This window comes from Mycobacterium europaeum, from assembly GCF_002102155.1.
Classification (GTDB): Bacteria; Actinomycetota; Actinomycetes; order Mycobacteriales; family Mycobacteriaceae; genus Mycobacterium; species Mycobacterium europaeum.
Map to the genome: position 1 here is coordinate 159220 of NZ_LQOU01000021.1, position 23909 is coordinate 183128.

The 23909-nt window shown below is 67.4% G+C and carries 22 protein-coding genes; 11 read left to right on the forward strand and 11 right to left on the reverse strand.

Going from position 1 to position 23909, the window contains the following annotated elements; translation table 11 throughout:
* Positions 1 to 174 precede the first annotated feature (174 nt).
* The 3 genes from AWC03_RS11510 to AWC03_RS26900 all read left to right on the forward strand — a co-directional run bounded on the left by AWC03_RS11510 (position 175) and on the right by AWC03_RS26900 (position 1651).
* Positions 175 to 918: a hypothetical protein gene (locus tag AWC03_RS11510; protein ID WP_158089963.1), complete on the forward strand. Its 744-nt coding sequence runs from the start codon at positions 175 to 177 to the stop codon at positions 916 to 918.
* 228 nt (positions 919 to 1146) lie between these two features.
* Positions 1147 to 1329, forward strand: coding sequence for a hypothetical protein (locus AWC03_RS26895; RefSeq protein ID WP_249025861.1), 183 nt, complete (start codon positions 1147 to 1149; stop codon positions 1327 to 1329).
* Between the two features lie 76 nt (positions 1330 to 1405).
* Entirely contained in the window at positions 1406 to 1651 is a 246-nt protein-coding gene (locus tag AWC03_RS26900; protein ID WP_141659179.1) for a hypothetical protein, read from the forward strand.
* Positions 1652 to 1733: 82 nt separating this feature from the next.
* Here the strand turns inward: AWC03_RS26900 and AWC03_RS11515 are convergent, their stop codons facing one another.
* Both AWC03_RS11515 and AWC03_RS26905 read right to left on the reverse strand, forming a co-directional pair.
* Complete coding sequence (locus tag AWC03_RS11515; protein ID WP_085240590.1) at positions 1734 to 1955, reverse strand: hypothetical protein; 222 nt, start codon at positions 1953 to 1955, stop codon at positions 1734 to 1736.
* Between the two features lie 355 nt (positions 1956 to 2310).
* Positions 2311 to 2598 carry a hypothetical protein gene (locus AWC03_RS26905; protein WP_142278372.1) on the reverse strand — a complete coding sequence of 96 codons (288 nt, stop codon included), beginning with the start codon at positions 2596 to 2598 and terminating at the stop codon, positions 2311 to 2313.
* Positions 2599 to 2785: 187 nt separating this feature from the next.
* On the opposite strand from AWC03_RS26905, the gene AWC03_RS11525 reads away from it, so the two are divergent.
* A complete protein-coding gene (locus AWC03_RS11525) occupies positions 2786 to 3811 on the forward strand; it encodes a cation diffusion facilitator family transporter (protein WP_085240592.1) in 1026 nt (341 codons plus the stop codon).
* A 440-nt stretch (positions 3812 to 4251) separates the two neighbouring features.
* Here AWC03_RS11525 and AWC03_RS11530 read toward each other — a convergent pair whose 3' ends face one another.
* The 5 genes from AWC03_RS11530 to AWC03_RS11550 form a co-directional block, all read right to left on the reverse strand.
* Entirely contained in the window at positions 4252 to 5334 is a 1083-nt protein-coding gene (locus AWC03_RS11530) for a PDR/VanB family oxidoreductase (RefSeq protein ID WP_085240593.1), read from the reverse strand.
* A 4-nt stretch (positions 5335 to 5338) separates the two neighbouring features.
* Positions 5339 to 6259, reverse strand: a complete 921-nt coding sequence (locus tag AWC03_RS11535) for an alpha/beta fold hydrolase (protein WP_420845665.1) — start codon at positions 6257 to 6259, stop codon at positions 5339 to 5341.
* 4 nt (positions 6260 to 6263) lie between these two features.
* Positions 6264 to 7172 (reverse strand): metal-dependent hydrolase, encoded by a 909-nt coding sequence (locus AWC03_RS11540; protein WP_085240594.1) that lies wholly within the window; start codon positions 7170 to 7172, stop codon positions 6264 to 6266.
* Between the two features lie 43 nt (positions 7173 to 7215).
* A complete protein-coding gene (locus AWC03_RS11545) occupies positions 7216 to 10455 on the reverse strand; it encodes a thioester reductase domain-containing protein (protein ID WP_085240595.1) in 3240 nt (1079 codons plus the stop codon).
* Positions 10456 to 10910: 455 nt separating this feature from the next.
* Positions 10911 to 11897 carry a diacylglycerol kinase family protein gene (locus AWC03_RS11550; protein ID WP_085240596.1) on the reverse strand — a complete coding sequence of 329 codons (987 nt, stop codon included), beginning with the start codon at positions 11895 to 11897 and terminating at the stop codon, positions 10911 to 10913.
* Between the two features lie 92 nt (positions 11898 to 11989).
* On the opposite strand from AWC03_RS11550, the gene AWC03_RS11555 reads away from it, so the two are divergent.
* The 5 genes from AWC03_RS11555 (at position 11990) to AWC03_RS11575 (ending at position 17843) form a co-directional block, all read left to right on the forward strand.
* On the forward strand, positions 11990 to 12877 hold the full coding sequence (locus AWC03_RS11555) for an oxidoreductase (protein ID WP_085240597.1): 888 nt from the start codon (positions 11990 to 11992) through the stop codon (positions 12875 to 12877).
* 18 nt (positions 12878 to 12895) lie between these two features.
* Positions 12896 to 13822: a DMT family transporter gene (locus AWC03_RS11560; protein ID WP_085240598.1), complete on the forward strand. Its 927-nt coding sequence runs from the start codon at positions 12896 to 12898 to the stop codon at positions 13820 to 13822.
* A gap of 293 nt (positions 13823 to 14115) precedes the next feature.
* Complete coding sequence (locus AWC03_RS11565) at positions 14116 to 15042, forward strand: cytochrome P450 (protein WP_158089964.1); 927 nt, start codon at positions 14116 to 14118, stop codon at positions 15040 to 15042.
* 133 nt (positions 15043 to 15175) lie between these two features.
* Positions 15176 to 15859: a class I SAM-dependent methyltransferase gene (locus AWC03_RS11570; protein ID WP_085240629.1), complete on the forward strand. Its 684-nt coding sequence runs from the start codon at positions 15176 to 15178 to the stop codon at positions 15857 to 15859.
* A 544-nt stretch (positions 15860 to 16403) separates the two neighbouring features.
* Positions 16404 to 17843 (forward strand): recombinase family protein, encoded by a 1440-nt coding sequence (locus AWC03_RS11575; protein ID WP_024637089.1) that lies wholly within the window; start codon positions 16404 to 16406, stop codon positions 17841 to 17843.
* Positions 17844 to 18060: 217 nt separating this feature from the next.
* Here the strand turns inward: AWC03_RS11575 and AWC03_RS27450 are convergent, their stop codons facing one another.
* From AWC03_RS27450 to AWC03_RS11590, 4 genes are all read right to left on the reverse strand, one after another.
* Positions 18061 to 18234 carry a hypothetical protein gene (locus AWC03_RS27450; RefSeq protein ID WP_165576417.1) on the reverse strand — a complete coding sequence of 58 codons (174 nt, stop codon included), beginning with the start codon at positions 18232 to 18234 and terminating at the stop codon, positions 18061 to 18063.
* Positions 18234 to 19784 (reverse strand): replication initiator, encoded by a 1551-nt coding sequence (locus AWC03_RS11580; RefSeq protein WP_232069101.1) that lies wholly within the window; start codon positions 19782 to 19784, stop codon positions 18234 to 18236. The genes AWC03_RS27450 and AWC03_RS11580 overlap by 1 nt, the downstream gene beginning before the upstream one ends.
* Before the next feature lie 80 nt (positions 19785 to 19864).
* Positions 19865 to 21265: an FtsK/SpoIIIE domain-containing protein gene (locus tag AWC03_RS11585; RefSeq protein WP_042909775.1), complete on the reverse strand. Its 1401-nt coding sequence runs from the start codon at positions 21263 to 21265 to the stop codon at positions 19865 to 19867.
* Positions 21266 to 21366: 101 nt separating this feature from the next.
* Entirely contained in the window at positions 21367 to 21702 is a 336-nt protein-coding gene (locus AWC03_RS11590; RefSeq protein WP_024637274.1) for an SCO3933 family regulatory protein, read from the reverse strand.
* A 164-nt stretch (positions 21703 to 21866) separates the two neighbouring features.
* On the opposite strand from AWC03_RS11590, the gene AWC03_RS11595 reads away from it, so the two are divergent.
* Together AWC03_RS11595 and AWC03_RS11600 are read left to right on the forward strand one after the other, a co-directional pair.
* Positions 21867 to 23069, forward strand: coding sequence for a hypothetical protein (locus AWC03_RS11595; RefSeq protein WP_085240630.1), 1203 nt, complete (start codon positions 21867 to 21869; stop codon positions 23067 to 23069).
* On the forward strand, positions 23066 to 23788 hold the full coding sequence (locus AWC03_RS11600) for a creatininase family protein (RefSeq protein ID WP_042791982.1): 723 nt from the start codon (positions 23066 to 23068) through the stop codon (positions 23786 to 23788). The genes AWC03_RS11595 and AWC03_RS11600 overlap by 4 nt, the downstream gene beginning before the upstream one ends.
* Positions 23789 to 23909 lie beyond the last annotated feature (121 nt).

A 23909-nucleotide genomic window follows, 5' to 3' on the forward strand; every position in this document is an offset into this window, starting at 1 on the left:
TGGTTAACCCCGCAGTTGATGTGCCGATCGTCTTGCCATTGGACAGACGGTAACGGTGTGCGGCAGGCCGGCCCTAGAGGCGGAAGTCCCGCAATCGGTGATGGTGACCGCTTGGATGCGGGCCGGCGCCGAAAGCGGCTCCCGCGTCGATTGAGCCGAGGTACCGTGTCGATCATGCGCGCTAGCTCGGCGCGGTCGCGGGCGCAACTCCTGCTCGACCAACTGCGCGACGAGCGCGGTCGGCGGGTCGTGCTGGTGTCGCACTGCCTGCTCAACGAGAACACGCGTTACGCCGGCGGTGCCACCCGGCCGGGGGCGGTGCCGGAGGCGGTCGAGGAGCTGATCGGCGCGGGTTACGGAATCCACCAGCTGCCCTGCCCGGAGCGGCTGGCCTGGGGTGGGGTGCTCAAGCCGCACAGCCTGCCCCTGTACCACTCCAAGGGGGGATTGCTGTACCCGCTGCGCGGTCTGTTGCTACGCGGGTTCGTGTTCTGGACCCGCCTGGTCTACAGGCGGTTGGCGCGGCAGGTCGCCCGCGAGGTTGCCGACTACCAGCGGTCCGGGATCGCGGTCGCCGGCATCGTCGGTATCGGCGCCTCGCCGTCGTGTGGGGTGACCACGACGCTGGATATGCGGGCCTCGCTGGAGGTGGTCGCGGCCTGTCCTGCCGCCGCCCTCACTCGCGACGTCATGAACGAGCGTGCCGTGCTCGGGTGCCGCCGCGAGGGCGAGGGCCTGTTCATCGCCGCGCTGGGCCGAGCGTTGCGCAGGCGCGGGTTGGCGGTTCCGGCGTTCGAGCACGACCTCACCGCGGAGCTTCACGGTGCGCGGCAGAAGCCGCTCGCCGCGGGCGCCGTGCGGACCCTGGGCGAGAGCCGCAACCGCGAGACCCGTTCCACCGGCACCGGAAGCCACTAACCGGCCTGCCGATTCCCGGCCGGTACCCGATCGGCGCGCGCGCCCGCAAATCATCCGCCAAACCGCTTGCTCTCTGTACCCTACGGGGGTACCGTTATACGCATGGAAGCAGCGAGATCGTGCTGCTGCAAATCCACCGGTTGCACCCGTGGTGGTGAAGCCGATCGCGCCGCCGGCCGCAGCCCGTAAATGAGTCGTTTCCAAGTGATTACGAGACTCATTGTCAGTATGGCGATCCTCCTCGGCGCCGGCGTGGAGTTCGCGCCAGTGGCCGGCAGCGACCCCAACCCGTTCAGCAACCTGAGCTGTCATTGCCAGTCGCCGCCCGGTGTCAGTTCTGATGTCCGCGGTCAAATCGCCCGGGGAATCGACGATGGCCTTTCTCGACTGCATGCCCGTGAAGGCGGCTAGCGATGCAGACGACTCAAGCCCTGTGGGTTAGGCGCGCCACATTCGGCGTTGCGCACAACCGAGAACGGAGGCTGTGATGACATCTCGAGCGAGGACGGGCATCGTGCTGTTCTGCGGTGCGACGGTGCTGACTTTGGCGGCGGGCTTCGGCGTCGGCGAATTGCTCGGCGACACAACCACACCGATGGCCACCCCGACGTCTACCGTAACGCCGGCACCGCCGGCCACAGCCGGTCAGGGAGCCCCCGCAACCAGTGAGCCCACCCGTGACTTCACCGGTCCCGGCGGCGACCAGGGTTGCATTCCCCATATCAACTGCTAGGCCCCCGCCGGGCCGTTGGCGCGCCGCGCCACGCGTGGCCTATTGGCGCCCGAGCGCACTCGGGCGCAGGCGGGTCGAGTCGCTAGAAGAGGTGGGGAGTGCTTCTGTGATGTCGGTGGTCGTAGTGCACGACCGCCCCGACCACGCCGGCCCCTACGCCGACGCAGGACAGCAACGCGGCGACCGCCACCATCGCCCAGCCGGCGTGGCCGGTGCCGGCCGCGAACAAGGCCATCGGCAGTGCCACGAAAGCAAGGAGTGCGGACAGCCACCCGGTCCAGGCGGCGAACCTGTTGAGCATCATGATCGACCCTCCTCAGCCGTCAGTCACGATCATCGTCCTTGTCTTGACCGGCCGGCAAGGTGCCAAATGCCGGGAAATCCTCATCGAGGTGTACCTCGGCCGTGGGCGGTCGGGCTGGATGACAGCCAGCGCCTCACCCTTCTTTCCGCTCAAGGTCTCGCTGCGGGCCGCGTCCCTCGGCGACAGATCATCAGGCTCGACGGCCATGTGTTTGACGAAGTAAGGGTAATAGTCTGGTGCACAGTGTCTCTCGGTTGCATCGCGACTTGCTTCACTATTGATCGCGTCGCCACGCAAACGAATTCGATCACATTAATCCCGGCTTCATGTGCCGGCGCCAGCTTCACTTCGACGATCAGGGTAGGACGAGAAGGGATGCATCGATGACGATCGGAACAAAGATCGCCATCGGCGTGGCCAGCGCCGCCCATGACCAGGAGATCACCGGGGCCATGATGGAGTAGGCCGGTGACTCCACGCCATTGAGCGCGGAAAGTGTCGACGCCCTGACCCGACGCAACCGCGGAACCGTTACCGCCCAAAACCATTCGGGCGGCGGCGCCGAGGTCACCGTCAGATTGCGTGGCGCGTCCGCGTAGCGCCGCGAGGCTTCGACCGGACGGACGAGCCCGCTTGGCACCACCCGGCCTATTATCTAGTATCTATTTATGGATGCAGGTAAGCGGACACGCCCTATCGGCGACAGCCTGGTGGCCGTGGCGTTGCGCATGCCTGGCCGACGGTGAGCTCTCGGTCAACGAATTGGCCGACCTGTTGGCAAATCCGGTGTTGACCACCGACCGCCACCGAACACGACGGGCAGGGCAGCGATGACCAGCGAAAGCACCGACCAGCATCACCACGAACACGGCCACGACCACGACCACGACCACGAACATCCCAAAGGAATCCGCGGCTTCGTGACGCAGCTTTTCGCCCCGCACAGCCACGACGCAGCCGACAGCCTCGACTCCGCACTGGAAACCAGCGCCGTAGGCATCCGGGCGGTCAAGATCAGCCTGATCGCGCTGGGTGCGACCGCGATGGTGCAGGTGGTGATAGCGGTCATCTCCGGATCGATCGCGCTGGCCGCCGACACGATCCACAACTTCTCCGATGCCCTGACCGCGGTGCCGCTGTGGATCGCATTCGCGTTGGGCAGGCGCGCGGCGACGAGGCGCTACACCTACGGCTACGGCCGCGCCGAAGACCTCGCCGGCTTGTTCGTCATCGGCATGATCACCTTGTCCGCGATCATCGCCGGCTACGAAGCCATCCGACGGCTTATCCATCCCATTGCCATCGGCCATATCGGCTGGGTCGCCGCCGCCGGCTTGATCGGCTTCCTCGGCAACGAACTCGTCGCCGTGTACCGGATCCGGACCGGTCGCCAGATCGGCTCGGCCGCCCTGGTCGCCGATGGCTTGCACGCACGCACCGACGGATTCACCTCGCTCGCCGTGCTTTTCGGGGCCGGCGGCGTTGCCCTCGGTTACCCGCTAGCCGACCCGATCGTCGGCCTTGTCATCACCGTGGCGATCCTGGCCGTGCTGCGAACCGCGGTGCGCGACATCTTCCACCGGCTCATGGATGCGGTGGAGCCAGATCTCATCGACACCGCCGAAGCATCTCTGGCTGCCAGACCGGGCGTCCGCAGCGTACGCAGTATCCGGATGCGTTGGATCGGGCACCGCCTGCACGCGGATGCAGAGCTGGACATCGACCCCAACGTCAGTCTCGAAGACGCCCACCGCATCGCCCACGACGCCGAGCACCAGCTCGCTCACGACGTTCCCAGACTGAACAGCGCTCTCGTGCACGCTTACCCCGCACACCGGGGCGATGCGCACCCGTAATCGGTACGGGCTCTATCGCGCCTGACGGTCGATACGTCCCATTTGCTGGGCGCTGCTTGACCTTTCGTCTACGCGAGACCTCTGCCAGCTTGGAGCCACCTACGCGATCGCGCGGCCGGCAAGAGAAATTCCAATAGTTTCATCGTGGCTTCATGTGCCGGCGATAGCGTCGCTGACACCACGACGACCACGACGAAAGGGGTGCCGGGAAGGTCGAAAAGGAGACCAACGAAGGCGCCGCCTATTACGGCGTGCTCGCCACGAAAGGCGACGGCACTCGGGTGGAAGTGCACTTGGACCAGAGTTTCCACTTCCTGGGCAACGAAGCGCCCGATAACGACTGACGTCGCGGTCTCGCCTCGGGCGGTTGCCGGCCCAGGCGCGGCAGCCCGCGACTGGTGCGCTACTCCGGGATACCTGTGTGCCCCTACTCGGCGTTATCAGGCGTCGATTACCAGGCGTTCGCCTTTGGCCCGGGAGACGCAGACCAGCATTTCGCCGTCGCCCTCCAGGGCACGGCCGTGGCGATCCACCTGCCCCGCAAGCACTTTCACCTTGCAAGTGCCACAGAAACCTTGCTGGCACGAGTATGCCGCCGCCGGATCGGCGTCGAGCATGACGGCGAGCGCCGACCGGTTCGCCGGGACGGCGAGCACGCGCCCCGACCTGGCGAGTTCGAGCTCGAAGGGGGCTCCGCCGACGACGGGCGGCGGCCCGAAACGTTCGTAGTGCAGCGGCGCGTCGGCGTGTTCATCGCGCGCCCTGCGCACCGCTTCGAGCATCGCGGTCGGCCCGCACACGTACACGGCTGTCGCCGGCCCGGCGTCGGCCAGCAGTTCCTCTACGGTGGGCATGCGGCCGCGCTCGTCGTCGGCCCACACGGTGACCCGGTCGGGCGCGACCGCCAGCAACTCGTCGAGCAGCGGCATGAACTCCCTGCTGCGGCCGCAATACACGGCCCGCCAATCGATTCCGCGTTGCTGGGCGAGCCGGATCATGGGCAGGATCGGCGTCAAGCCGATGCCGCCGACCACGAACAACACCTCGCGCTCGTCGGTGACGAGATAGAAGGCGTTGCGCGGACCGTCGAACTCGACGGTGTCGCCGACGGCGAAGGTGTCGTGCATTTCGATCGAACCGCCGCCCCCGTCGGCGATCCGGCGCACCGCGATGCGGTAGTCGGTGCGCCGCCCGGGCGGTCCGCACAGGGAGTACTGGCGGCGGCGGCCCGACGCCAACCGGACGTCGATGTGCGCGCCGGGGGTCCACGACGGCAGCAACCCGCCCCGGGCGTCGGCGAGGGTCAGCGCGACCACGTCGGGCGTGAGGAGTTCACGCTTGGTGACCACCGCGGTGTTGGTCCGCCGCACCGGCACCACCTTCGAGGGAGTCCACCGCGACGCCGACGCCAACCCGCCGAACAGCGTGCCCACCCCCCACAACGCCGTGTAGAGGCGATCGCGCCTGCGCCGACCGTAGAGGTCGGCGGGCCTGCTACTCCAAATCGCTTGTGCCACAGCCAATTTCCTATGCCTGTCGGATGTCGGTGCCGGTGACCTGGCTGACCCACTCGCACGTCAGCTTGGCAATCACGTCGGGGTGGGAGGACACCACCCAGTGTCCCCCTTCGATTTCGACGACCCTGCCGTGCGGCGGTATCGCCCCGGTGAACCGCTGCAGGGGCGGTGAGACGAAATAGTCCTTCCGCGCCACCAGCACCTGCACCGGGACGGCCGTCTGCGGCAGCTGCTTCGGCGGAGCCAGAAACGGCGCCGGCATGTTGGCGCGGTAGAGGTTGAGACCGTTGACGTAGTCGCGGATCGACCGGGTGGTCGCCGCGCGCCCCCGGCCCGTGCCGCGCGGGCGTCCGATCAGTTCGACCCCCGCGAAGACCGCCACCGTCGCGCGGGACCAGATCGCCAGCTCCGGCACCCCCGGGCACAGGAAGAACCAGATGTAGGACGACGCCAAAGCCTGCTTGAGGACGTCGACCACCCCACGCGGTGCGCGCGCGGATCGCAGGAACCTGCCCGCATAGTTCAGGTGCGGGCCGGAGATCGACGTGAACGAGGCGACCTTGCGCATGACCGCGTCGTCGGTGACCGCGGCCCAGGCCTGGATGGAACCCCAGTCGTGGGCCACCAGGTGCACCGTGCCCGCCCCGAGGCTGTCGATCACCGCGCCGATGTCGGAAACCAGTTGCGGCAGGCGGTATCCCGAGCGCCGCCGCGGCTTCGACGACTCACCGGCCCCGCGCACATCGTAGGCCACGACGTTGAACCGCCCGCCGAGTTCGTCTGCGACCGCGTCCCACACGTGGTGGTTGTCCGGGTAGCCGTGGATCGCCAAGATCGTCGGGCGCCCCGCATCTATCTCCGAGTGGGCGTGGACGGCCAGCGACACACCGTCGGAGGCGATCACGGTGCTGGATCGAGTCATCTCTCGCATGCCCTCAGTGCGCCGCGCGCGCCGCGGGCGATCGGGCCAGGTAGTCGACCGCGCGACCCACCCCGCCCAGCTTGGACGGATGGAAACTCGGCAGGTAGTAGGCGCCGATGACCCGCAGGAACTGGAACGGTCCGGGCACCAGGCCCCGGCGTGCCGCGCCGAAGTAGTCGCGCCAGCGTGGCTTGGTACCCGGCGGCAGGTGCGGGTCGACCGAGTACATGAACCGCACGCCGCGGACGAACAACCACAGCAGCGCCGGCGTCACCAGCAGCTGAGTGCGCACCTGGCGCCAATACCCGGCGCCCAGGTGCTTCATGGTGTCGAAGGCGACCGCCTTGTGTTCGACCTCTTCCGCGCCGTGCCAGCGCAGCAGGTCCAGCATCACCGGGTCGGTGCCGAAGGCGTCGTGTTGCGGGGTGTCCAGGATCCATTCGCCCAGGATGGCGGTGTAGTGCTCGAGGGCCGCCACCATCGACACCCGCTCGAGCAGCCAGCTCTGCCGCCGCCGCCGACCCCAACCGGGCCGGTCGCCGATCAGTTGGGAGAACAGCCACGCCATCTGGTCGGTGAACGGCGTGACGTCTACGCCCTTGGCCGCGAAGTGGTCCAGCACCCCCGAATGCGCCTGGGAATGCATGGCCTCCTGGCTGATGAAACCCTGCACGTCCAGCCGCAGCTGATCGTCTTTGATCAGCGGCAGCGTGTTCTTGAACGCGTCGACGATGAACTCCTCGCCGGCGGGCAGCAGCAGGTGCAGCACGTTGCAGAAGTGGGTGGTGAAGGGCTCGCCCGGCACGTAGTAGAACGGCAGCGCCGCCCAGTCGAAGTCGACGTCACGCGCCTGCAGGACGATGCGCTCGTGGTCGAGCGACGCGTGATGCGGACCCGTGGCCTTCTCATCGACGGTGAACATGGTGGACCCCCTAGGTGGTTCGCGCGGCGACCCGCTGCGGTGGCTAGGCGCTGCGTGCCTGGTCTTCAGCCTCGGTGATCAGGCGCTCGCTACGCAAGAACCGGACGAGGTTGTCGACCGTCTGGGTCAGCGCGGGTTCACGCAGGCGGACGTCGGCCAGCGCGCGCGCACGCTGGTACTGGGTGTTGCCGTAGCGCTTGTCCCGCATCGCCGCGATCTTGTCCGCCGAGCGGGTCAGGAAGTCGACCAGCGGGTAGATCGGGTCCCGCGGCGTGCAGCGACGGTTCATCTCGGCGGCGAACGATCCGATGTCGTGGTAGTCGAAGCGGTAGCCGTAGCGCTCGCTCAGGATCCGGGTGATGTCGGTCAGGTTGTAGTAGTCGTCGGCGGTCATGTTGAACACGGTTCCCGCGTCGGCCGGCAGGTCCATCAGCGCGACGATGTGGTCGGCGATCAGGTCCGCGGGCAGCAGGCTGAGCTGGTTGAGCGCGTCGGCGGCGACGCCGTGCTCGATCATGAACGCCACGGTGCGCACCAGGATGTCGTCCTGGCTGCCGAAACCCGCGCCGGTCGGCGAGATCAGCGAGGGCCGGAAGATGCGCACGTCCAGCCCTTGCCGCTGGGCGGCGAACGCCAGCTGCTCGGCGACCCACTTGGTCTGCGAATAGCCGAAGTCCAGGGCGTTCATCTCCAGGTTCGCGTCGGACTCCCCGACCACCGGCTTGACGCTCCACCCGTAGATGAAGGTGCTGGACACCAGGTGGAAGGTCTTGCGGTGCCCCGTCATGGCCAGCCGCAGCAGCTCGTGCGTCCCGGCCACGTTGGCGGGTCGCAGGGCGTCGTAGGTGCGCACGTAGTTGACGAGGGCGCCGTTGTGGACGACGGCGTCGACGCTGTCGGCCAGCCGCCGGAACCCGGCCTCGCCCAGGCCCAGCTGCGGCTCGGCGAGGTCGCCGCAGACCACCCGCACCCGCTCCCGGGCCTGCGCTTCCAGCGCCGGAGACCACAGCCGGGCCTTGCGCAGCGACGCGACGATCCGGTCGAGCCCGTGCCCGGAGTCGGTCGCGCGCACCAGCGCGTGCACGGTGTAGGAGGTCCGGCCGAGCAGGCTGGCGATCAGGAACGGCCCCAGGAATCCCGTCGCCCCCGTCAACAGGATGTCGCTGACAGCACCCGGCCGCGCGGGCGGCAGCGCCGGCAGGGGAAGCTGGGCGTCGGCCCGCATCCGGGCGACCTCGTAGGCCTCGTACTCGGCCGAAATCTGGTCCAGCGCCTGACGCAGCGCCTCCACCGGCTGCCCGGATCCCTCGCCGAACTGCCGGATCAGCCGGAAGAACTCGGCCACCGTCAGCCGCTGCAGCAGGCGCGTGTTGACGTCCTCGGCCAACTCCCCGGCGCCGTGCTCTTCCAGCAGGGCCTGCAGGTCCGCGCGGAGCTCGGCCAGCGCCAACGAGTCGATGCCGAGGTCCGCGAAGGAGCAGTCCTCATCGCCGGTGAGGTCGTAGCTCTCGATCAGGTTGCGGAACCGATCCAGCGGGCCCGCACTGTCGTCGTGCGTCGCGTCGTGGGGCTGGTGGGTGTAGGTGGCCAGCACAGGCAGCTCGCCGTCCAGCCAGAGCTGGCGCGTGGACGCGCGCCTGATCTTCCCCGAGGTGGTCTTCGGGATGCTGTGCGAAGGCACGAACACGATGGTGTGCGGGTCGATGTGGCCGTGCCGGCGGATGGCCCGCGCCAGCGCCTTGCCGTCCGGCAGCGTCTGCGCGTCGCGGACCTCGGCCACCACGGTCAGCACTTCCTGGTCGTCGTGCTCCACCGCGAAGGCGGCGACGCAGCCGCCGCGGACCTGCGGGGCCGACCGCTCCACGATGCCCTCGATGTCCGAGGGGTAGCAGTTGACGCCGCGCACGATGATGAGGTCCTTGCTGCGGCCGCAGACGAACAGCTCGCCCTCGTACAGGAAGCCGAGGTCGCCGGTGCGCAGATAGGTGTGCGCGTCGTCGCCGGGGATGCGGGCGGCGAAGACCTCCGCCGTCAGCTCGGGGCGGTTCCAGTAGCCAACCCCCTTGGAGGGCCCGTCCAGCCAGACCTCGCCGACCCGCCCCTCGCCGAGCGCCTGCCGGGACTCCGGGTCGACGATGCGGACCACGTTGCCCTCGATCGGCTTGCCGCAGCTCACCACCGGGGCCTGGTTGCTGTTCTCGGGCTGGGCCTTCTCGACCCGCGCGTGGTTCCTCTCCAGCGCGCGCTTGTTCAGGGCCAGCGTCTGTCGTCCGCGAAGCGAGACGATCAGCGTGTTCTCCGCCATGCCGTAGGCGCCGGTGAGGGCGTTGGGCTCCAGGCCATAGGGGGCGAAGCGCTGCCGGAAGCGCGCGAAGGTGCTGGCGCGCAGCGGTTCCGCGCCGACGACGATGCTCTCCAGGCTGCTGAGGTCGATCCCGGCGAGCTCGGACGTGGGCAGCTTGTCCTCGCGCAGGCACAACTCGAGGGCGAAGTTGGGCACCGGCGTGTGGGTGGCGCGCACGTCGCTGATCAGGCGCAGCCACGCCGACGGGCGTTTGAGGAAGTCCAGCGGCGACATCGCGTGCGTGGTCCCGCCGACCAGCAGGATGAACAGGTAGGCGGAGATCAGGCCCATGTCGTGGTGCTGGGGCAGCCAGCTGACCAGCACCTCGCCGCCGCCAAAGGCCGACGCGTTGGCGATGACGTTGGCGTGGGTGACCACCACGCCCTTGGGGTCGCTGGTGGAGCCGGACGTGTACTGCAGGAAGAGCACCGGTCCGGGCGTGTCGGGCACGGGCGTGCCACCGAAGTCCTGCGTACCGTCGGTGCCGAACCAGGGCAGTTCCGGCGGGCGTTGCGCGTCCTGCCACGGCGACCCGCCGTCGAGGTGGTTGAGCAGCAGGCGGTAGTCGTACTCGAACTGCTTGGTCGACAGCACCGCCTTGGCCTGGCAATCGCGCGCGATGAAGGCCAGTTTGGCCAACCCCGACTCGAACGACATCGGCAGCGGGGGACTGACGGGCACGGCGATCACCCCGAGGCGGGCGCACGCATAGAACGCCGCGATCATCTCCAGGCCGGGCGGGTAGACCAGCAGCGCACGATCCCCCGGGCGCAACCCGGCCTCCGCCGACAGGTAGGCGGCCAGCTCGCGCGTCCGCTCGGCGAAGCTCTGGTACGTGTAGTGCTCCTGCTCGCGACCGTCGGCGTCGACGAACCGGAAGAGGGTCTTGTCCGGGGTCAGCGCTTCCCGCATGTGCAGGTGATCAATGAGCGTCTCCATCGCAGGAGCCACCCCCTTCCGGGTTCATTATGAGCGATAAGGGCTTGCGTACCAATGGATAATGCCAATGTAGCGCCGCTAAAGGACGCTCGGCAAAGCAAGTTGGCGCATTCTTGGCGGTCCACATTGATCTCACAGGATAGCCTGGGCTACGCCGTAGGAATTCCGCCAGACAACGTCGTGAGTACGCGTTTCAGTATGTACGGTAACCGTGCTACCAGGTCATTTACGGGGAGCATCCTCCGCATTCGCGGGAATACTGATGTACGTAATTGCTCCTATCCTGAATTGCCTTTTCGCTAACGACGCGGAATTTGGGTTCATTTCGTATTGCCACCGCAAACGACATTCGCGGGCCCCAGCGGGTGCGTAATCGGCGCCTCTGATTCCGGCGTGAAAGTGATGTCCGCCACGGCACAGCCCGGCGGTGGGTGCTGATCTACTGAGATACGGAGTCAGCCGGTCCGGGCGACGCGGATGAGCGGGCCGGCGCGGGCCACCAGTCTGGTGATGCCGACGTATCGTTCGCCGTCGATGATCGGCGACAGCGGCTCGCCTTCGGCTTCGATGACCATCTCGCGGCCGTTGACGTCGCGTACGCGACGGCCGTGGACCGTGCCGTTGGTGAGCGCCGCGGGAAGCTGCGTGACGATCCTCGACGGTCTGACCTCGCCGGCCTGGAAGTGCAGGGCACCGGGGCTTTCGGCCTTCGGGAAAAGCCGAAACGGCCCGCCGATCCGCAGGTCGATGGCGCCGGCATGCAGCAGGCGGTGCGTCCTCGTCGGCACCTCCTCGCCGTCGATGACGACGCGCGCGCGCGTCGGGGCGAACAGCACGGACGCGTAGTTGGAGGCCTGCGAGCGGCCGACCTTGGTGGCGAGGTAGTCGCGGAACGAGCGGCCGATCACCTTCGCGACTTCGCCGCGGCCGTGGTCGGGCTTGCCGTAATACATGTCGTAGAACCGATTACCGACACCCCCGGCCGCCAGCCCGAAGCACAGGCGGTGGAACGCGGCGCCGTCCGCGGTTTCGCCGTCGAGTCGCAAGGTGTCCAGGCGTATCTCGGGTGGCGGCCGGTCGGCCGCCGCGGCGGCGGCCAACTCGCGGATGACGGCGTCGGGCCGCCCACGCACCCGCGCCTTGCGGGCGACGGCGTTGACGCTGCCCCCGTTGGTGGGCACGAAGGCGGGCCAGCGTGCCGGGTCGCTCTCGCAGCGCTCGATCTCGTTGATCAACCAGTGCAGCGCGCCGTCACCGCCGTCACCCACGAGGTGGGTGACCCGCGGATGGATCCGGTCCAGCGTCTTGCCGAGCTCCTCGATCGACGCGGTCTCGTGGACCTCGCCCCACGGCCCGACGATGCGGCGCAACTCGGCGACGCGGTCGCCCCGCCCGCGTCGGTTCCGCCGCGCGAGCGGGTTGACGATGACCCCCAGATACATCCGCCGGCGTCCAGGTGAGGTTCCGTCGGCCATCCCACGCACGATACCTGCGGCGTTCGGATGGGCGGGATCACCTGGTTAGGGTGGGCTGCATGCCTGGTTGGACCGCAGCGCAGCTGCCTTCGTTCGCCGGACGCACCGTGGTGATCACCGGGGCCAACGCCGGCCTGGGGGAGGTCACCGCCCGCCAGCTCGCCCGGGTGGGTGCCCGCGTCGTGTTGGCGGTGCGCAACACCGAGAAGGGCAAGGCCGCCGCGGAGCGGATGACCGGCGACGTCGAGGTGCGCCAGCTCGACCTGCAGGACCTGGGCTCGGTGCGGCGCTTCGCCGACGAGCTGGGCACGGTCGACGTGCTGGTCAACAACGCCGGCATCATGGCCACCAAGCACGCGGTGACCGCCGACGGCTTCGAGGGCCAGATCGGCACCAACCACCTCGGGCACTTCGCGTTGACCAACCTGCTGCTGCCCAAGCTCACCGACCGGGTGGTGACGGTGTCGTCGCTGATGCACCACTTCGGCTACATCAGCCTGCGCGACCTGAACTGGCGATCCCGCCCGTACTCGGCGTGGCTGGCCTACAGCCAGTCCAAGCTGGCCAACCTGCTGTTCACCAGCGAGCTGCAGCGGCGACTGGAGGCCGCCGGTTCTCCCCTGCGCGCGCTGGCCGCCCATCCCGGCTGGTCGCACACCAACCTGCAGGGCAACTCCGGCCGCAAATGGGGCGACGCGGCGGTCCTGGCCGTCGACCGCATCGTGTCCACCGACGCCGACTTCGGGGCACGGCAGACGCTGTACGCGGCGTCGCAGGACCTGCCGGGCGACACCTTCGTCGGCCCGCGCTTCGGTCTGTACGGCCGCACGCAACCGACCTGGCGCAACTGGCCCGCCAAGCGGGCGGGCACCGCCGCGGCGCTGTGGGAGCTTTCCGAGCAGCTCACCGCCACCGCGTTCCCGCTCTCGGCGGGCGGTTTTCCGTAGCCCGACTAGATTGGTGGCATGTCAAGGGCTGATCTGGCGGCGATTCTGGCCTTGTGCGCCGCGCTGGCGTCGGCGATCGGCAACGTGGTGCGCCAGCGCTCCGCGCAGGAGGTCACCGACAAACCCGTCGGGCATCTGGCGCTGTTCGGCATGCTGTTGCGCGATACCCGTTGGTGGATGGGTGGTCTCGGAGACATCGCCAGCTACTGCCTGCTGGCCGCGGCCCTCGACAAGGGCTCGGTGCTGTTGGTGATGTCGCTGCAGGTGACCGCGCTGCTGTTTGCCCTGCCGCTCTACGCGCGGATGAGCCGCCATCCGGTCACCCGCGGCGAGTGGACGTGGGCGGTGCTGCTGACCGTGGCGTTGGCGGTCGTCATCGCGGTCGGCCAGCCGCTGGGCGATCAGGAGCGCGCGCCGGCGCAGACCTGGCTGGTGGTGGCCCTGGTGATGGCCCCGCCGCTGTTGTTGGGACTGTTGGGCGCCCGGATCTGGTCGGACCGCCCGGTGGCGGCCGTATTGCTCGCGGCGGTTGCCGGCTCGTTGCTGGCCGCGTTCGCGGTGCTGATGAAGGGCGTCGTCGACATCCTCGAACACAACCCCGAACAGCTGTGGACCAGACCCGAACTGTACGGCTGGGTGTTCTGCGGGGTGGCCGGCATGATCTTCCACCAATCGGCCTACCGCGCCGGCGCGCTGACCGCGTCGTTGCCGACGATCATCGCCGCCAAGCCCATCGTGGGCGCGGTGCTCGGGATCACCGTGCTGGGCGAGACGCTGGACACCCACGGCTTCGACTGGGTGGTGCTGGCGGTGGCGACGGTGTTGGTGATCGTCGCGACGGTGGGCCTCGCCCGCGGCGAGGCCGCGACGGTGTCGGCGGGCGCGGGACGCGACGCCAGATTCGCCGACGAACCGAAAGCGTCTCCGCAACGCTTGAGCCGGTAGCGATGGCCGGTACCGACTGCCCCGCAGTCCAACTGCCGTTGCCGCGCCCTAACGTCTTGGCCCTCGCGCCGCAATACCATGCGCTTCGCCGCGACGCGCCGCTCACCAGGGTTTTGACGCCGACGGGTCAGCCGGCGTGGCTGGTGACTGCCTACCACGAGGCCCGGGAGATATTCGCCGACGCGACGCGATTCGGTGTTCATGCCCCTCTGGATCCAGAGTTCTTGGGAGACAACGCCTTCGAACGCGAAATGGCGAGAACGATCACGAACTACGAAGGTCAAATAGCCAGATTGCGCAAGCTGATGTTGCCGTGGTTTGCGCCGAAGCGGCTCAAGCTCTTGAGTGGCCAGATCCAGGAGTTGATCGACGGCTGCTTCGACGAGATGGCCGCCGCGCACGACCGAAACCCCGACCACACCGTGAACTTTCATGACCTGGTGGGATTCCGACTGCCGGGCCAGGTGATCTGCGCCCTGCTCGGGGTACCCGATGCCGACCGCGACTACGTGATCGGTCTGTCTTGCCGCCTGGGCAGCACCGCCGATCCGGCCGACAAGATGGCCGCGATCGCCGAACTCAGGCAATGCGTGGCACGCTTGCTCGCGCTCAAGCGGCACGCCCGGGGCGAAGACATCTTCTCGTATCTGTTGGCCGCTCAGGACGCCGATCCCCATCAGTTCTCCGATTCCGACCTGAATTACTTCGCGATGGGTCTGGTCTCTCCAGGTCATGAGACCGTCGTGGCCCGAATGGATTTCGCCGTGCTCTACTTGTTGACTGAGCCGAGCCGGCGCGATTGGCTTTTGGCCGACGTCGCCGCACGGTTGGACAAGACCGTCGAGGAAATCCTGCGGATGACCTCGCCCCACCACACGGGCCGGCCGCGGTACGCGCTCGAGGACGTCGAGATCGGCGGTGTGACCGTCGGCCACGGGGATCTGGTGATCGTCTCCGAAGGCGCGGCCAACCGTGACCCGTCCGTGTTCGACGACCCCGACGTGTTCAACCCCGACCGAACGCCCAACAGCCATATCGCCTTCGGTCATGGGCCGCATTACTGCATCGGGCAGAACCTCGCGCGCATCGAGCTGCGGATGATGGTCAGGTCGCTGTTCCAGCGGTTCCCGGACATACGCCTGGCCGTCGACGTCGAGGATCTCGAGATCATCACCGACCGCATCGACGGCGGTGTCGCGGCCGTTCCGGTCACCTGGTGACTGGCAGCCGCGAGCTTGTGGTGGCAGGTACAGGATTCGAACCTGTGAAGCTTTCGCGACGGATTGACAGATCGTGCACACTCGCTGATGGCGTGTGGTCTCAAGCGGCAACAACGGAGGAGTCCACCCCGCGATGCAGGAGCTGACGGCAGTTCAGGCGCGGGCTTATGACACGTGGTTCGACACGCCCTGGGGAGCCCACGCGTGGGCGGTGGAATTGGCCGCGGTCGACGATGCCCTCCCCCGATGCCGGGACCAGATCGCGATCGAAGTCGGATGCGGCACGGGCCGACTCGTCGCCCACCTGGCTGCTGAAGGTTCACGCGTGCTGGGGGTCGACCTATCGGCGGGGATGTTCACGGTCGCTGCCGGCCGCGCCCCTGGTCGACTCGTGCGCGCCGATGCACGCCGACTGCCGCTGCCGGACGCCATCGCTGACGCCGCAATCACCATCGCCACACTGGAATTCGCCGATGCGGCCGCCGTGCTGGCCGAACTGGCACGCATCACCGGCCCCGGCAGCCGCATCATCGCCCTTGCCCTCAACCCCACCAGCCTGTGGGGCCTGCTTGACCGGCCCACCCACCGACCCCCCTTCTCGACGGCCACCTACCTGACCCGCCGCCAGCTGCGGCGCCTAGGCCGCCGCCACGGCGCGGCGCGGGTGCGCGGCCGGCTGTTCACCGCGGCGCACCCCAAGTTCCTGCACCACCTCGAGCCGTTGGCCACACTGCTCGGGCACGCCGCACCCTGGCTGGGCGCCGTGCAGGTCCTCACCATCGACACGCCTCCTGGGCCCCGCACCGATCTACGGTGAAGACCGAGAACAGGGGTGTTTGCCTCCACGACAATCGCCATGAACTCGTGGCGCGGTGCATGAGCGAGAACCCAGTGCGAAGACACTGCGCAGGCGTAAGCTGCCCACGTGGCGGGTTTTGCCCTCGCCGCAACGACGACCCGCCGAACCCGACAGGACGAAAGTCGACACCAAAGGGGGTCGCATGCCGCGAAGCGTCGGAGAACGATACGAGTGCGACCAGTGTGGAGCGGTGCTGGTTTACGAAAAGCCATGCCCATGCTCGCCCGAGATGGAGCATGCGGAGATCTGCTGCGACAAGCAGATGAAACAAATGGCACAGGAGAAGTAAGTCCGGCCCTGCGCTTCGTGAACACGATCTCGGCTCCGCAGTCCTTGCCGCGCGGCCGCTCGCCTGGATGTGCGCCAGACCTTTTCGCCAGGCCCTGCCTTGGTCGCGCCGATGTCGGATGATGGCGAACCAGTCCTGAAGGTCTGCGACCTGAAGGTGACACTCGAAGGGCAGGCGGTCCTGGCGAAGGTTAGATGCTGCTAATATACCCCCATGGCGAAGATGAAATCCGCTGGTCAGCGGGCTGGGGTGCGGTCGGCGGCGATTTACGCGCGTATCTCGGCTGATGTGGAGGGCACCGGGTTGGGGGTGGCGCGGCAGTTGGAGGATTGCCGCAAGCTGTCTGCTGACCGCGGTTGGCCGGTTGGCGATGAGTATGTCGATAACGATGTGTCGGCGTTCTCGGGCAAGCCGCGTCGGCAGTATGCGCGGATGCTGGCCGATCTGGCATCAGGGGCGCGGGATGCGGTGATCGTCTACAACTTGGACCGGTTGCATCGCCGACCGGTGGAGTTGGAAGAGTTTGTCGCTTTGTGTGAGTCGGTGGGTGTGCGAGACGTGGCTACCGTGACCGCCGATATTGACCTGGGTAACGATGACGGGTTGTTCATGGCCCGGATTTTCGCCGCGTTCGCCGCCAAGGAGTCCGGGCGCAAGTCCGCACGTATTCGCCGCAAGATGTTGCAGAACGCCGAACAGGGACTACCGCACGGCTCGGTGCGCCCGTTCGGCTACGAGGACGACAAGATCACGCTGCGGACGTCGGAGGCGGCGGTGGTGCGTGAGATGGTGGACCGCTACTTGGCGGGCCAGTCGTTGTTGTCGTTGACGGTGTGGCTCAACGACTCCGGCGTTTCCCCGGCGGTGGCCAAGTCGTGGCAGACCTCGGCGGTGCGCCAGATCCTGTGCTCGGGCCGTATCGCCGGGCTGCGGGAGCATCGTGGTGAGGTGATCGGGCCTGCGAAATGGCCGGCGATCATTACGCCGGCGGAGCGGGACCGGATCTTGGCGCGTATCGCGGCGCGGTCGGTGACCAAGACGCGGGCGGCGCGCACATATGTGTTGTCAGGGATGCTGCGGTGTGGGCGTTGCGGTAATCGGCTGTATTCGCAAGCCCGGCACAGTAATCCCGATCATCGGGTGCGCCGCTATGTTTGTCTGAAAGGACCCGATCATGGCGGCTGTGGTCGGCTGACGGTGGTCGCCGAACCGGTTGAGGCTTTGTTGACTGATGCGGTGTTGACCCGCCTGGATTCTCGGGATCTGGCGAAGGTGTTGGCCGGCAAAGCCAGCCCTAATCATGATGTGGCTGCGTTGGCGGCGGCCGTGGAGGCCGATCAAACGCGCCTCGATGAGCTGGCCGGTTTGTATGCCGACGGCGCGATCAGCGCGCGGGAGTGGATCGCGGCCCGCGACCCGATCACCAGCCGCATCCAGCAGGCCAGGCGTGACATCGCTGAGGCCACCGATACCAGTGAGGTTTATGAGTTGGCGGGCACCGGCGGGGCGTTGCGCGGCCAATGGCCGGACCTCGACGTGGAACGCCAGCGGAGCATCGTCAAATCGATCCTGGATCACGCGGTGATCGCACCGGGCACCCCCGGTTCCCGCAGTCTCGACATTAACCGCGTGCAACCCCATTGGCGCATCTAGGTTTTCGGCGTCGCGGATGCTCCCTGGCGAGTGCCGAGTGTGTGTCTGGGCTGGTGGGCCGTCAAGGCCAAAGCCGCACGCGGTCGAAGCCAGCTTCGAGCCTGGACGGCCCACCAGCCCAGACACCAGGAATGCTCTTATCGCCGGGAAGGGTTGTGTTGAAATAACTTTCGTCGTCTATCCGGTTGGCCGGTGACGGTACGGTGCCTTTGCGTGCTCAGCGCAGGAGGGTTGCGATGGCAGCCAGGGTGGTGGGGTCGGTGACGGTGACGGATAGGGCTTGGCGTTCACATGAGGCGGTCAGCCAGGCTATGAACTCCGGGCGCTCGTGCAGCGGGACCGCGCCGGCATCGTGGTTGTTGGCGGCGCCGCCCGCGGGCGTCGTGGCCATCACCCTGCCCCGCGTGGTGGCGGCGAGATGCGGGTGGAGACAGTCCGGGATTCGGTGATACCGGTGATGCGGGCGCTGATGTGGCGCAGGGCTGCGGAGATGACCAGGACGCGGTCACCGGCGCTGGCGTGTCCGGCGCGGTCGAACTCCCACAGCATCTCATCGGTGTCGATCGGTTGCTGCTGCCTGCCGGTGCTCGCCGTCACGTCGTCAGCGAAATGGGCGGATTGCGTATCGTCCTGTCGCCCTGAATGTTTGGCTATCTGGTTACGGGTCCAGGTGGCGCGGGCGGCGCGCAGGGCACCCATGGTGGTCGAATAGCGCCGCGATTTGGTAGTGATGTGGCCGCGGTAGCCCAGGGTGTGCAGCCAGCGCCCAATCCCCGCCAACGACGGACCCGCGGACGCTGGGTGTTCGGCGAGTCCGGCGATGGTGGACAGGATGGCCCGCACATGTTCAGTAACGTCGAGTTCGCCGATCGCTTCTGCGGACAGCCGGCGCGCGGTGATGCCGAAGTCGTGCAGGGATTTGGTGACGTATTTCGCCAGATATGCCGCAACCCTGCGCGGCGACAACCGCGAGGCCGAAGCGACTGCGGTGTCGTCGACTTCGGAATCGCTTGCGGTTATTGGTTCGGGTGTCAATGGTTGGGTATCAATTTGGGTGCCGAACCGCACCGTGCGCACCCCGCCCGGGTTGGCGTAATCGTCGTCGCCGGCGGGCACGTCGATACTGACGCGACTGGCAGCGTGTTGGATCAAGGCGGCCAGCTCGGCGGCGGTGATCGCTGACGACCAGCCGGGATGCTGCTCGGCTACCGGACGAGACAACCTGCCACCCCGCGGGGCGGCGGGGCCGTGACGATCGTGGTCACCTGATTTCGTGGTGTCGTTGGTGGCGGGTGGCGGGTCGAGGCGGATCAGGGCATGGATGTGGGGTATGGCGCGGGCTTGCAATTCAACGACTTTGACGAAGCTGACCCGCACCGAGCCGGGCTTGACGCCAACTGTTTTCAGGTGCGTCGCCACGGCGCGCCGTAGTGCGATGGTGAACCGCCGCCACAGCTCGGGCAGATGCCAGGTGAACAAGATATGTCCCAGATAGTCGTAGCAGTCCGCGCACAATGGTTGGCCCACCAGAGGGTCATCGACACTGTGGATTATGGTGCAGCGCAGGCAGTTTCCGTGCCGGCAGCGGCCCGCCGACCTGTTGGGTATGGCGTGACACGGAGTTCCGGTGGCGTTGTGCACGGCCCCGTAGCTGGGGGCGGTCAAGGTGGTGAACACTTGCGGACGGTTGGCGACCTCGACGGGTATGTCGTGGTGGCCGCCGGCGGCTCCGGCGTGCACGAGTTGCCAGGTGTCGCGGGCGTAGAGGTCTGAGCATGACGGGCACACCGCGTGACGGCGGTTGTTGCAGCGCGTCCACACCGTGTGCTGACGCCCGGCGGTGTCGACACCGAGCAGCTGGATCGGGTGGGCGCAGTAACCGACCGATTCCACTCGCCGCCACCACGACCCGAAACCGGGTGAGGAGGCGCGCCGGCACATCTGGGTGACCACCGCATCGGCATCGATGGTGGCCGGCAGGCCCGGCAGCACGATCACCGGGCTCTGCGTCGTTACGGTCTTCACCGATTTCCCTGTTCGCCTGAACGCGGTGCCCGAAAGGTGCGGGCCAACAAGGTGATATCGCGATCGGTGACGTGAAAGGCCCGGACCCGTATCGGGTCGGCGGTGCCATCGATCATCACGTACCCGATGCCGGGGGTGGTATCAGCGATCAGGTCGCATTCGGCGCCGGCATCGCGGGCTCCTTGGCCCAAGACCATGGCGGTTTGGGTAGCCTCGGTCATCCGCAGCCCGATCCGCACGGTGAACAACTGCCGTACCGGCAGGGTGTCTTTGGCCGGGTCTTGCACCGCGGCTACCACCGATATCCCGACCGCACGCCCTTGGGATAACAGCAGGCCGAGGAGTTGTTCTGTCTCGGCGCGGAGTTTGCGGTCGGTGACATAGGCGGTCAGCGCGGCGATCTCATCAATGATCAGCACGATCAACGGCTCAGCGAGGGCGGGGGTGTGCAGGCGGGTGTGCCCGCGCAGCCGGGTGGCGCGGGTCTGCATCAGCTTCACCAGCTCGCGCAGCAGTTCCACGGTGGGCTGACCGGTGTGGTAGCAGAACCGGGCGAACAGCGGCGCGCCAGCACCGAGTTCCATGCCGCCTTTGGGGTCGATCACCCACAACCGCACCCGCCCCGTTTTAACGTGGGGTGCCAGCCCGGCGATCAGCGACCACAACACCGAGCCTTTGCCGGCTCCGGTGGCACCGGCGGCCAGGATGTGCTGGCCCAACACCGGTAGGTGCCACCAGCGCCGCGATTCGGTGACCCCGACCCGCACCGCGCCCAGATCGACCGCCGAACCCGGGGTTGGCATGGGCACCGCGATCGGCTGGCCGAGCACATCCCCGCGGCCGATGATGATCCGCAGCTGGCCCGGCGTGGTGGCGCGGATCGTCAACCGCTGCGCGTCCCAGGTCGCCGCCAGTGCGAGGGCGCGTTTCTGCCAGTCGGCAATCGACTGGCCGGTCACCACCTTGACGATCAGCACGTCGGCGTGATGGCCGATCCGCACCGATTGCAGGGCAGGCACCAACGTGCGTTCACCCAGTTTGGCGGTCAGGCCGTGCAGGGCGCAGACCGATTCCCAGTTGCGGTGATAACGCCACCACGCCCAGAAACGCTGCCGCAGCGGAGCGCTGACCCACCGGGTGAATGAGGCCGGCTGGCACACCCACCAGCCGAGGTATGCCACGGCCTCCACAACGGCGGTCAAAACGCCGGCTCGGGCGCCGTGACTGAAACCGACCCAGATGGCGACGACGGTGGGAATGCTCAGGGAGGGAAACAGGATTGCCCACCACAGCAGATACCCGGCGGCTTTGAGTAGTCCGACGATCAGCTCGCCGATCCAGTCATCATCGGGTGATGGATTGTTGTTGTGGTTCTTACGGTTTGGACTATTCGACATGACGGTCTGCCTTCACTTACGACGGGGAAAGAAGGGGCGGGAGCGTCGGCCCGGCAGCCCATAGGCGCACGCTGTCGCGGGGCTGCCGGGCCGGCCTGCGGTTACCGGGCCTGCTGGCCCGTCTTGACGGTGGCGAGGTCGGTGGCGGTGATGGCTTCGGCGCGGTACGCGATGCCCGAGCGGCCGTCTTGCGACCACGGCAACGCCACCAGACCCGTCACAGACACCGGCTGGCCGACAACGACTTTCGGTTCCCCGACCACGGTGACCGCCAGCACTTCACCGCCGGTGGCGTCCAGGGCGATCAGCTGCACCTGCCACAACGCCTGCCCGGTGGCCTTGTCCACGCGCGGTGCACCGGTGTCGAAATTCGTGCGCTGCTCGGGAATCCGAGTACAGAGGAACGTCACCCCGGTGGTGTCGATACGTAACTTCATGGATTGCTGTCCTTCCTTGCGGTGTTGGCGCGGTCTGTTCGGCCGCGACTCAAGGACAGCGCCATCCCGGATGCGCCCGGAAGTGACAGGCAGTGATACTGGTGATGACCGCACACGCGCACACGTAGCTGACCTGCGCTGATGTATGCGGCATGATCGAAGCCATGGCCGCAGTCGACCCGATCCGGGCACTCAATGCGCAGCGGCTCAGCCAAGCCCGCAAACGCTACGGCTACAGCTTGCGTGAGTTGGCGATCGAGGTCGAAAACGTGCGCAAGCTACGCGGCGACCCCGACCTGCCCGCGCGGGAATCCCTGCGGCAAAAAATCGCCCAGATCGAGCGGACCGGAATGCTCGGCCCGCTGTGGCGTGAAGACCTGGCCGCGGTGTTCGGCGTCGAACCCGACGAAATGTTCAGCGTGCCGATCGCCACCGAGCTGCCGCACCCGCTGCTGATACAACTACCCGTCGACCGTGACGTACTCGCCGTCATCGAGGCCCAGCAACATGCCCACATCCAAGCTGAGCACACCTTCGGCCCCCAACACGCCCGCCCCCTGGTGGAATCCGATCTGGTCACCATCGAATCCCTGATTGCCCACGCACCCTCGCAGGTCAAGGCAGAGATGCGGCGCGCCGCTGGGGCTATCGCCGAAGTTGCCGGGTGGATCGCCCAAGACCTCGGAGATCACGCCGCCGCGGAGAAGCTCACCCACACCGCAGCCCTGCACCTACGTACGGCCGGCCCGCCATTCAACGCCATGATCTTGATGCGCCAATCCAACATTCTCACCCGCACCAACCCCGACCTGGCCACCGCCTTGGCCACCGATGCCGCCGACCTCATCGACGGCCACGACGTGGGTCGCCTGGCCGCCAGCATCGCCCGCCAACAGGCCCTTGCCGAGCTGGCCAATCACAATGAGCGGGGATTTCATCGCTACGCCGCCGCAGCCCTCGAACTCGGTGACCTGCAACCCCACCCGCATGATCATGCGATCTATGCCCACGGCGCCTACGTCGCCAGCGAGATCGCCTCCGGCTACCTGCGCATCGGTGACCCGGATAAAGCCCTAACCCTGCTCGCCGGGCACCATCACGCCTGGACATCACAGCAGCACCGCGATCAGACCGTGGCCGATATGCGACTCCTGCACGCCTACATCGCCACCGGCGAATACCAGCAAGCACTGGCACTGACCGCCGCAGCGATCCCGGGCTACCTGGCCGCGCCCTCGCAGCGAGCCAGGATTCATCTGGCCAGGGCAGGCACAATCGTGCGAGACCGTCGACGGCGAAACAAAGACCCGATCCTGCAACAGCTCGCCGGCCGCATCAAAAACGCCACCCAAGGAGTCACCCCGTGAGCCGTCGAATCATCCCCGACACCACCACCACCACCGACCCCGCGGCCACCCACACGGTCGCGGTGCTGCCGGTCGGCTCATTCGAACAACACGGCCCCTACCTTCCGCTGGGCACCGACACCCTCATCGCCACTGCCATCGCATCCGCAATCAATCAGCACCACAACGTATTTCAGCTACCACCGGTCGCGTTCAGCTGCTCCCACGAACACGCCGCCTACCCCGGCACCATCAGCATCAGCGCCACCACCTTGGCCGCGATCGTCGCTGACATCATCGAATCGCTGGCACAGCAGAACATCGCCGGGCTGATCGTCGTCAACGGCCACGGCGGCAACGCCGTACTCACCAACGTCGTCCAACAAGCCAACCACCCCAACAACCCCGTCAAGGTTGGGCTCTACCCCAGCCGCGAAGACTGGACCGAAGCCCGCACCGCCGCAGGAATCCACAGCAGCAACCACGACGACATGCACGCCGGCGAACTAGAGACCTCCATCCTGCTCGCCACCCATCCCGACTACCTGCGCGACGGCTGGCAGACCAGCGACCACACAGCCAACGACCGCCGCTACCTCACCAGCCTCGGCATCCACGCCTACACGCCCACCGGCGTCATCGGCTCACCATCCCAGGCCACCGCCGCCAAGGGCAGCAGTGCCCTCGACCACCTCGGCCGCAACGCCGACACCCTGATCGAACTCCTCACCACACGTTGAGCACAAGCGACAGCTCGGCGGCTACCTTCCGGGCTTCGCTGCGCTCCCTTCGCTTCCGTCCGCTGGCGCTCCCGTCCGCGCCGGTCGCTCCACTGCGCCCTGCGTCCGCCGCCGAGCACCA

Excerpts from the sequence above, each read along its gene's own strand:
- AWC03_RS11510 (WP_158089963.1), top strand. The coding sequence starts at position 175 with ATGCGCGCTAGCTCGGCGCGGTCGCGGGCGCAACTCCTGCTCGACCAA.
- AWC03_RS26895 (WP_249025861.1), top strand. The coding sequence starts at position 1,147 with ATGGCGATCCTCCTCGGCGCCGGCGTGGAGTTCGCGCCAGTGGCCGGC.
- AWC03_RS26900 (WP_141659179.1), top strand. The coding sequence starts at position 1,406 with ATGACATCTCGAGCGAGGACGGGCATCGTGCTGTTCTGCGGTGCGACG.
- AWC03_RS11515 (WP_085240590.1), bottom strand. The coding sequence starts at position 1,955 with ATGATGCTCAACAGGTTCGCCGCCTGGACCGGGTGGCTGTCCGCACTC.
- AWC03_RS11525 (WP_085240592.1), top strand. The coding sequence starts at position 2,786 with ATGACCAGCGAAAGCACCGACCAGCATCACCACGAACACGGCCACGAC.
- AWC03_RS11535 (WP_420845665.1), bottom strand. The coding sequence starts at position 6,259 with ATGCGAGAGATGACTCGATCCAGCACCGTGATCGCCTCCGACGGTGTG.
- AWC03_RS11540 (WP_085240594.1), bottom strand. The coding sequence starts at position 7,172 with ATGTTCACCGTCGATGAGAAGGCCACGGGTCCGCATCACGCGTCGCTC.
- AWC03_RS11545 (WP_085240595.1), bottom strand. The coding sequence starts at position 10,455 with ATGGAGACGCTCATTGATCACCTGCACATGCGGGAAGCGCTGACCCCG.
- AWC03_RS11550 (WP_085240596.1), bottom strand. The coding sequence starts at position 11,897 with ATGTATCTGGGGGTCATCGTCAACCCGCTCGCGCGGCGGAACCGACGC.
- AWC03_RS11555 (WP_085240597.1), top strand. The coding sequence starts at position 11,990 with ATGCCTGGTTGGACCGCAGCGCAGCTGCCTTCGTTCGCCGGACGCACC.
- AWC03_RS11560 (WP_085240598.1), top strand. The coding sequence starts at position 12,896 with ATGTCAAGGGCTGATCTGGCGGCGATTCTGGCCTTGTGCGCCGCGCTG.
- AWC03_RS11570 (WP_085240629.1), top strand. The coding sequence starts at position 15,176 with ATGCAGGAGCTGACGGCAGTTCAGGCGCGGGCTTATGACACGTGGTTC.
- AWC03_RS11575 (WP_024637089.1), top strand. The coding sequence starts at position 16,404 with ATGGCGAAGATGAAATCCGCTGGTCAGCGGGCTGGGGTGCGGTCGGCG.
- AWC03_RS27450 (WP_165576417.1), bottom strand. The coding sequence starts at position 18,234 with ATGGCCACGACGCCCGCGGGCGGCGCCGCCAACAACCACGATGCCGGC.
- AWC03_RS11580 (WP_232069101.1), bottom strand. The coding sequence starts at position 19,784 with ATGTGCCGGCGCGCCTCCTCACCCGGTTTCGGGTCGTGGTGGCGGCGA.
- AWC03_RS11585 (WP_042909775.1), bottom strand. The coding sequence starts at position 21,265 with ATGTCGAATAGTCCAAACCGTAAGAACCACAACAACAATCCATCACCC.
- AWC03_RS11590 (WP_024637274.1), bottom strand. The coding sequence starts at position 21,702 with ATGAAGTTACGTATCGACACCACCGGGGTGACGTTCCTCTGTACTCGG.
- AWC03_RS11595 (WP_085240630.1), top strand. The coding sequence starts at position 21,867 with ATGGCCGCAGTCGACCCGATCCGGGCACTCAATGCGCAGCGGCTCAGC.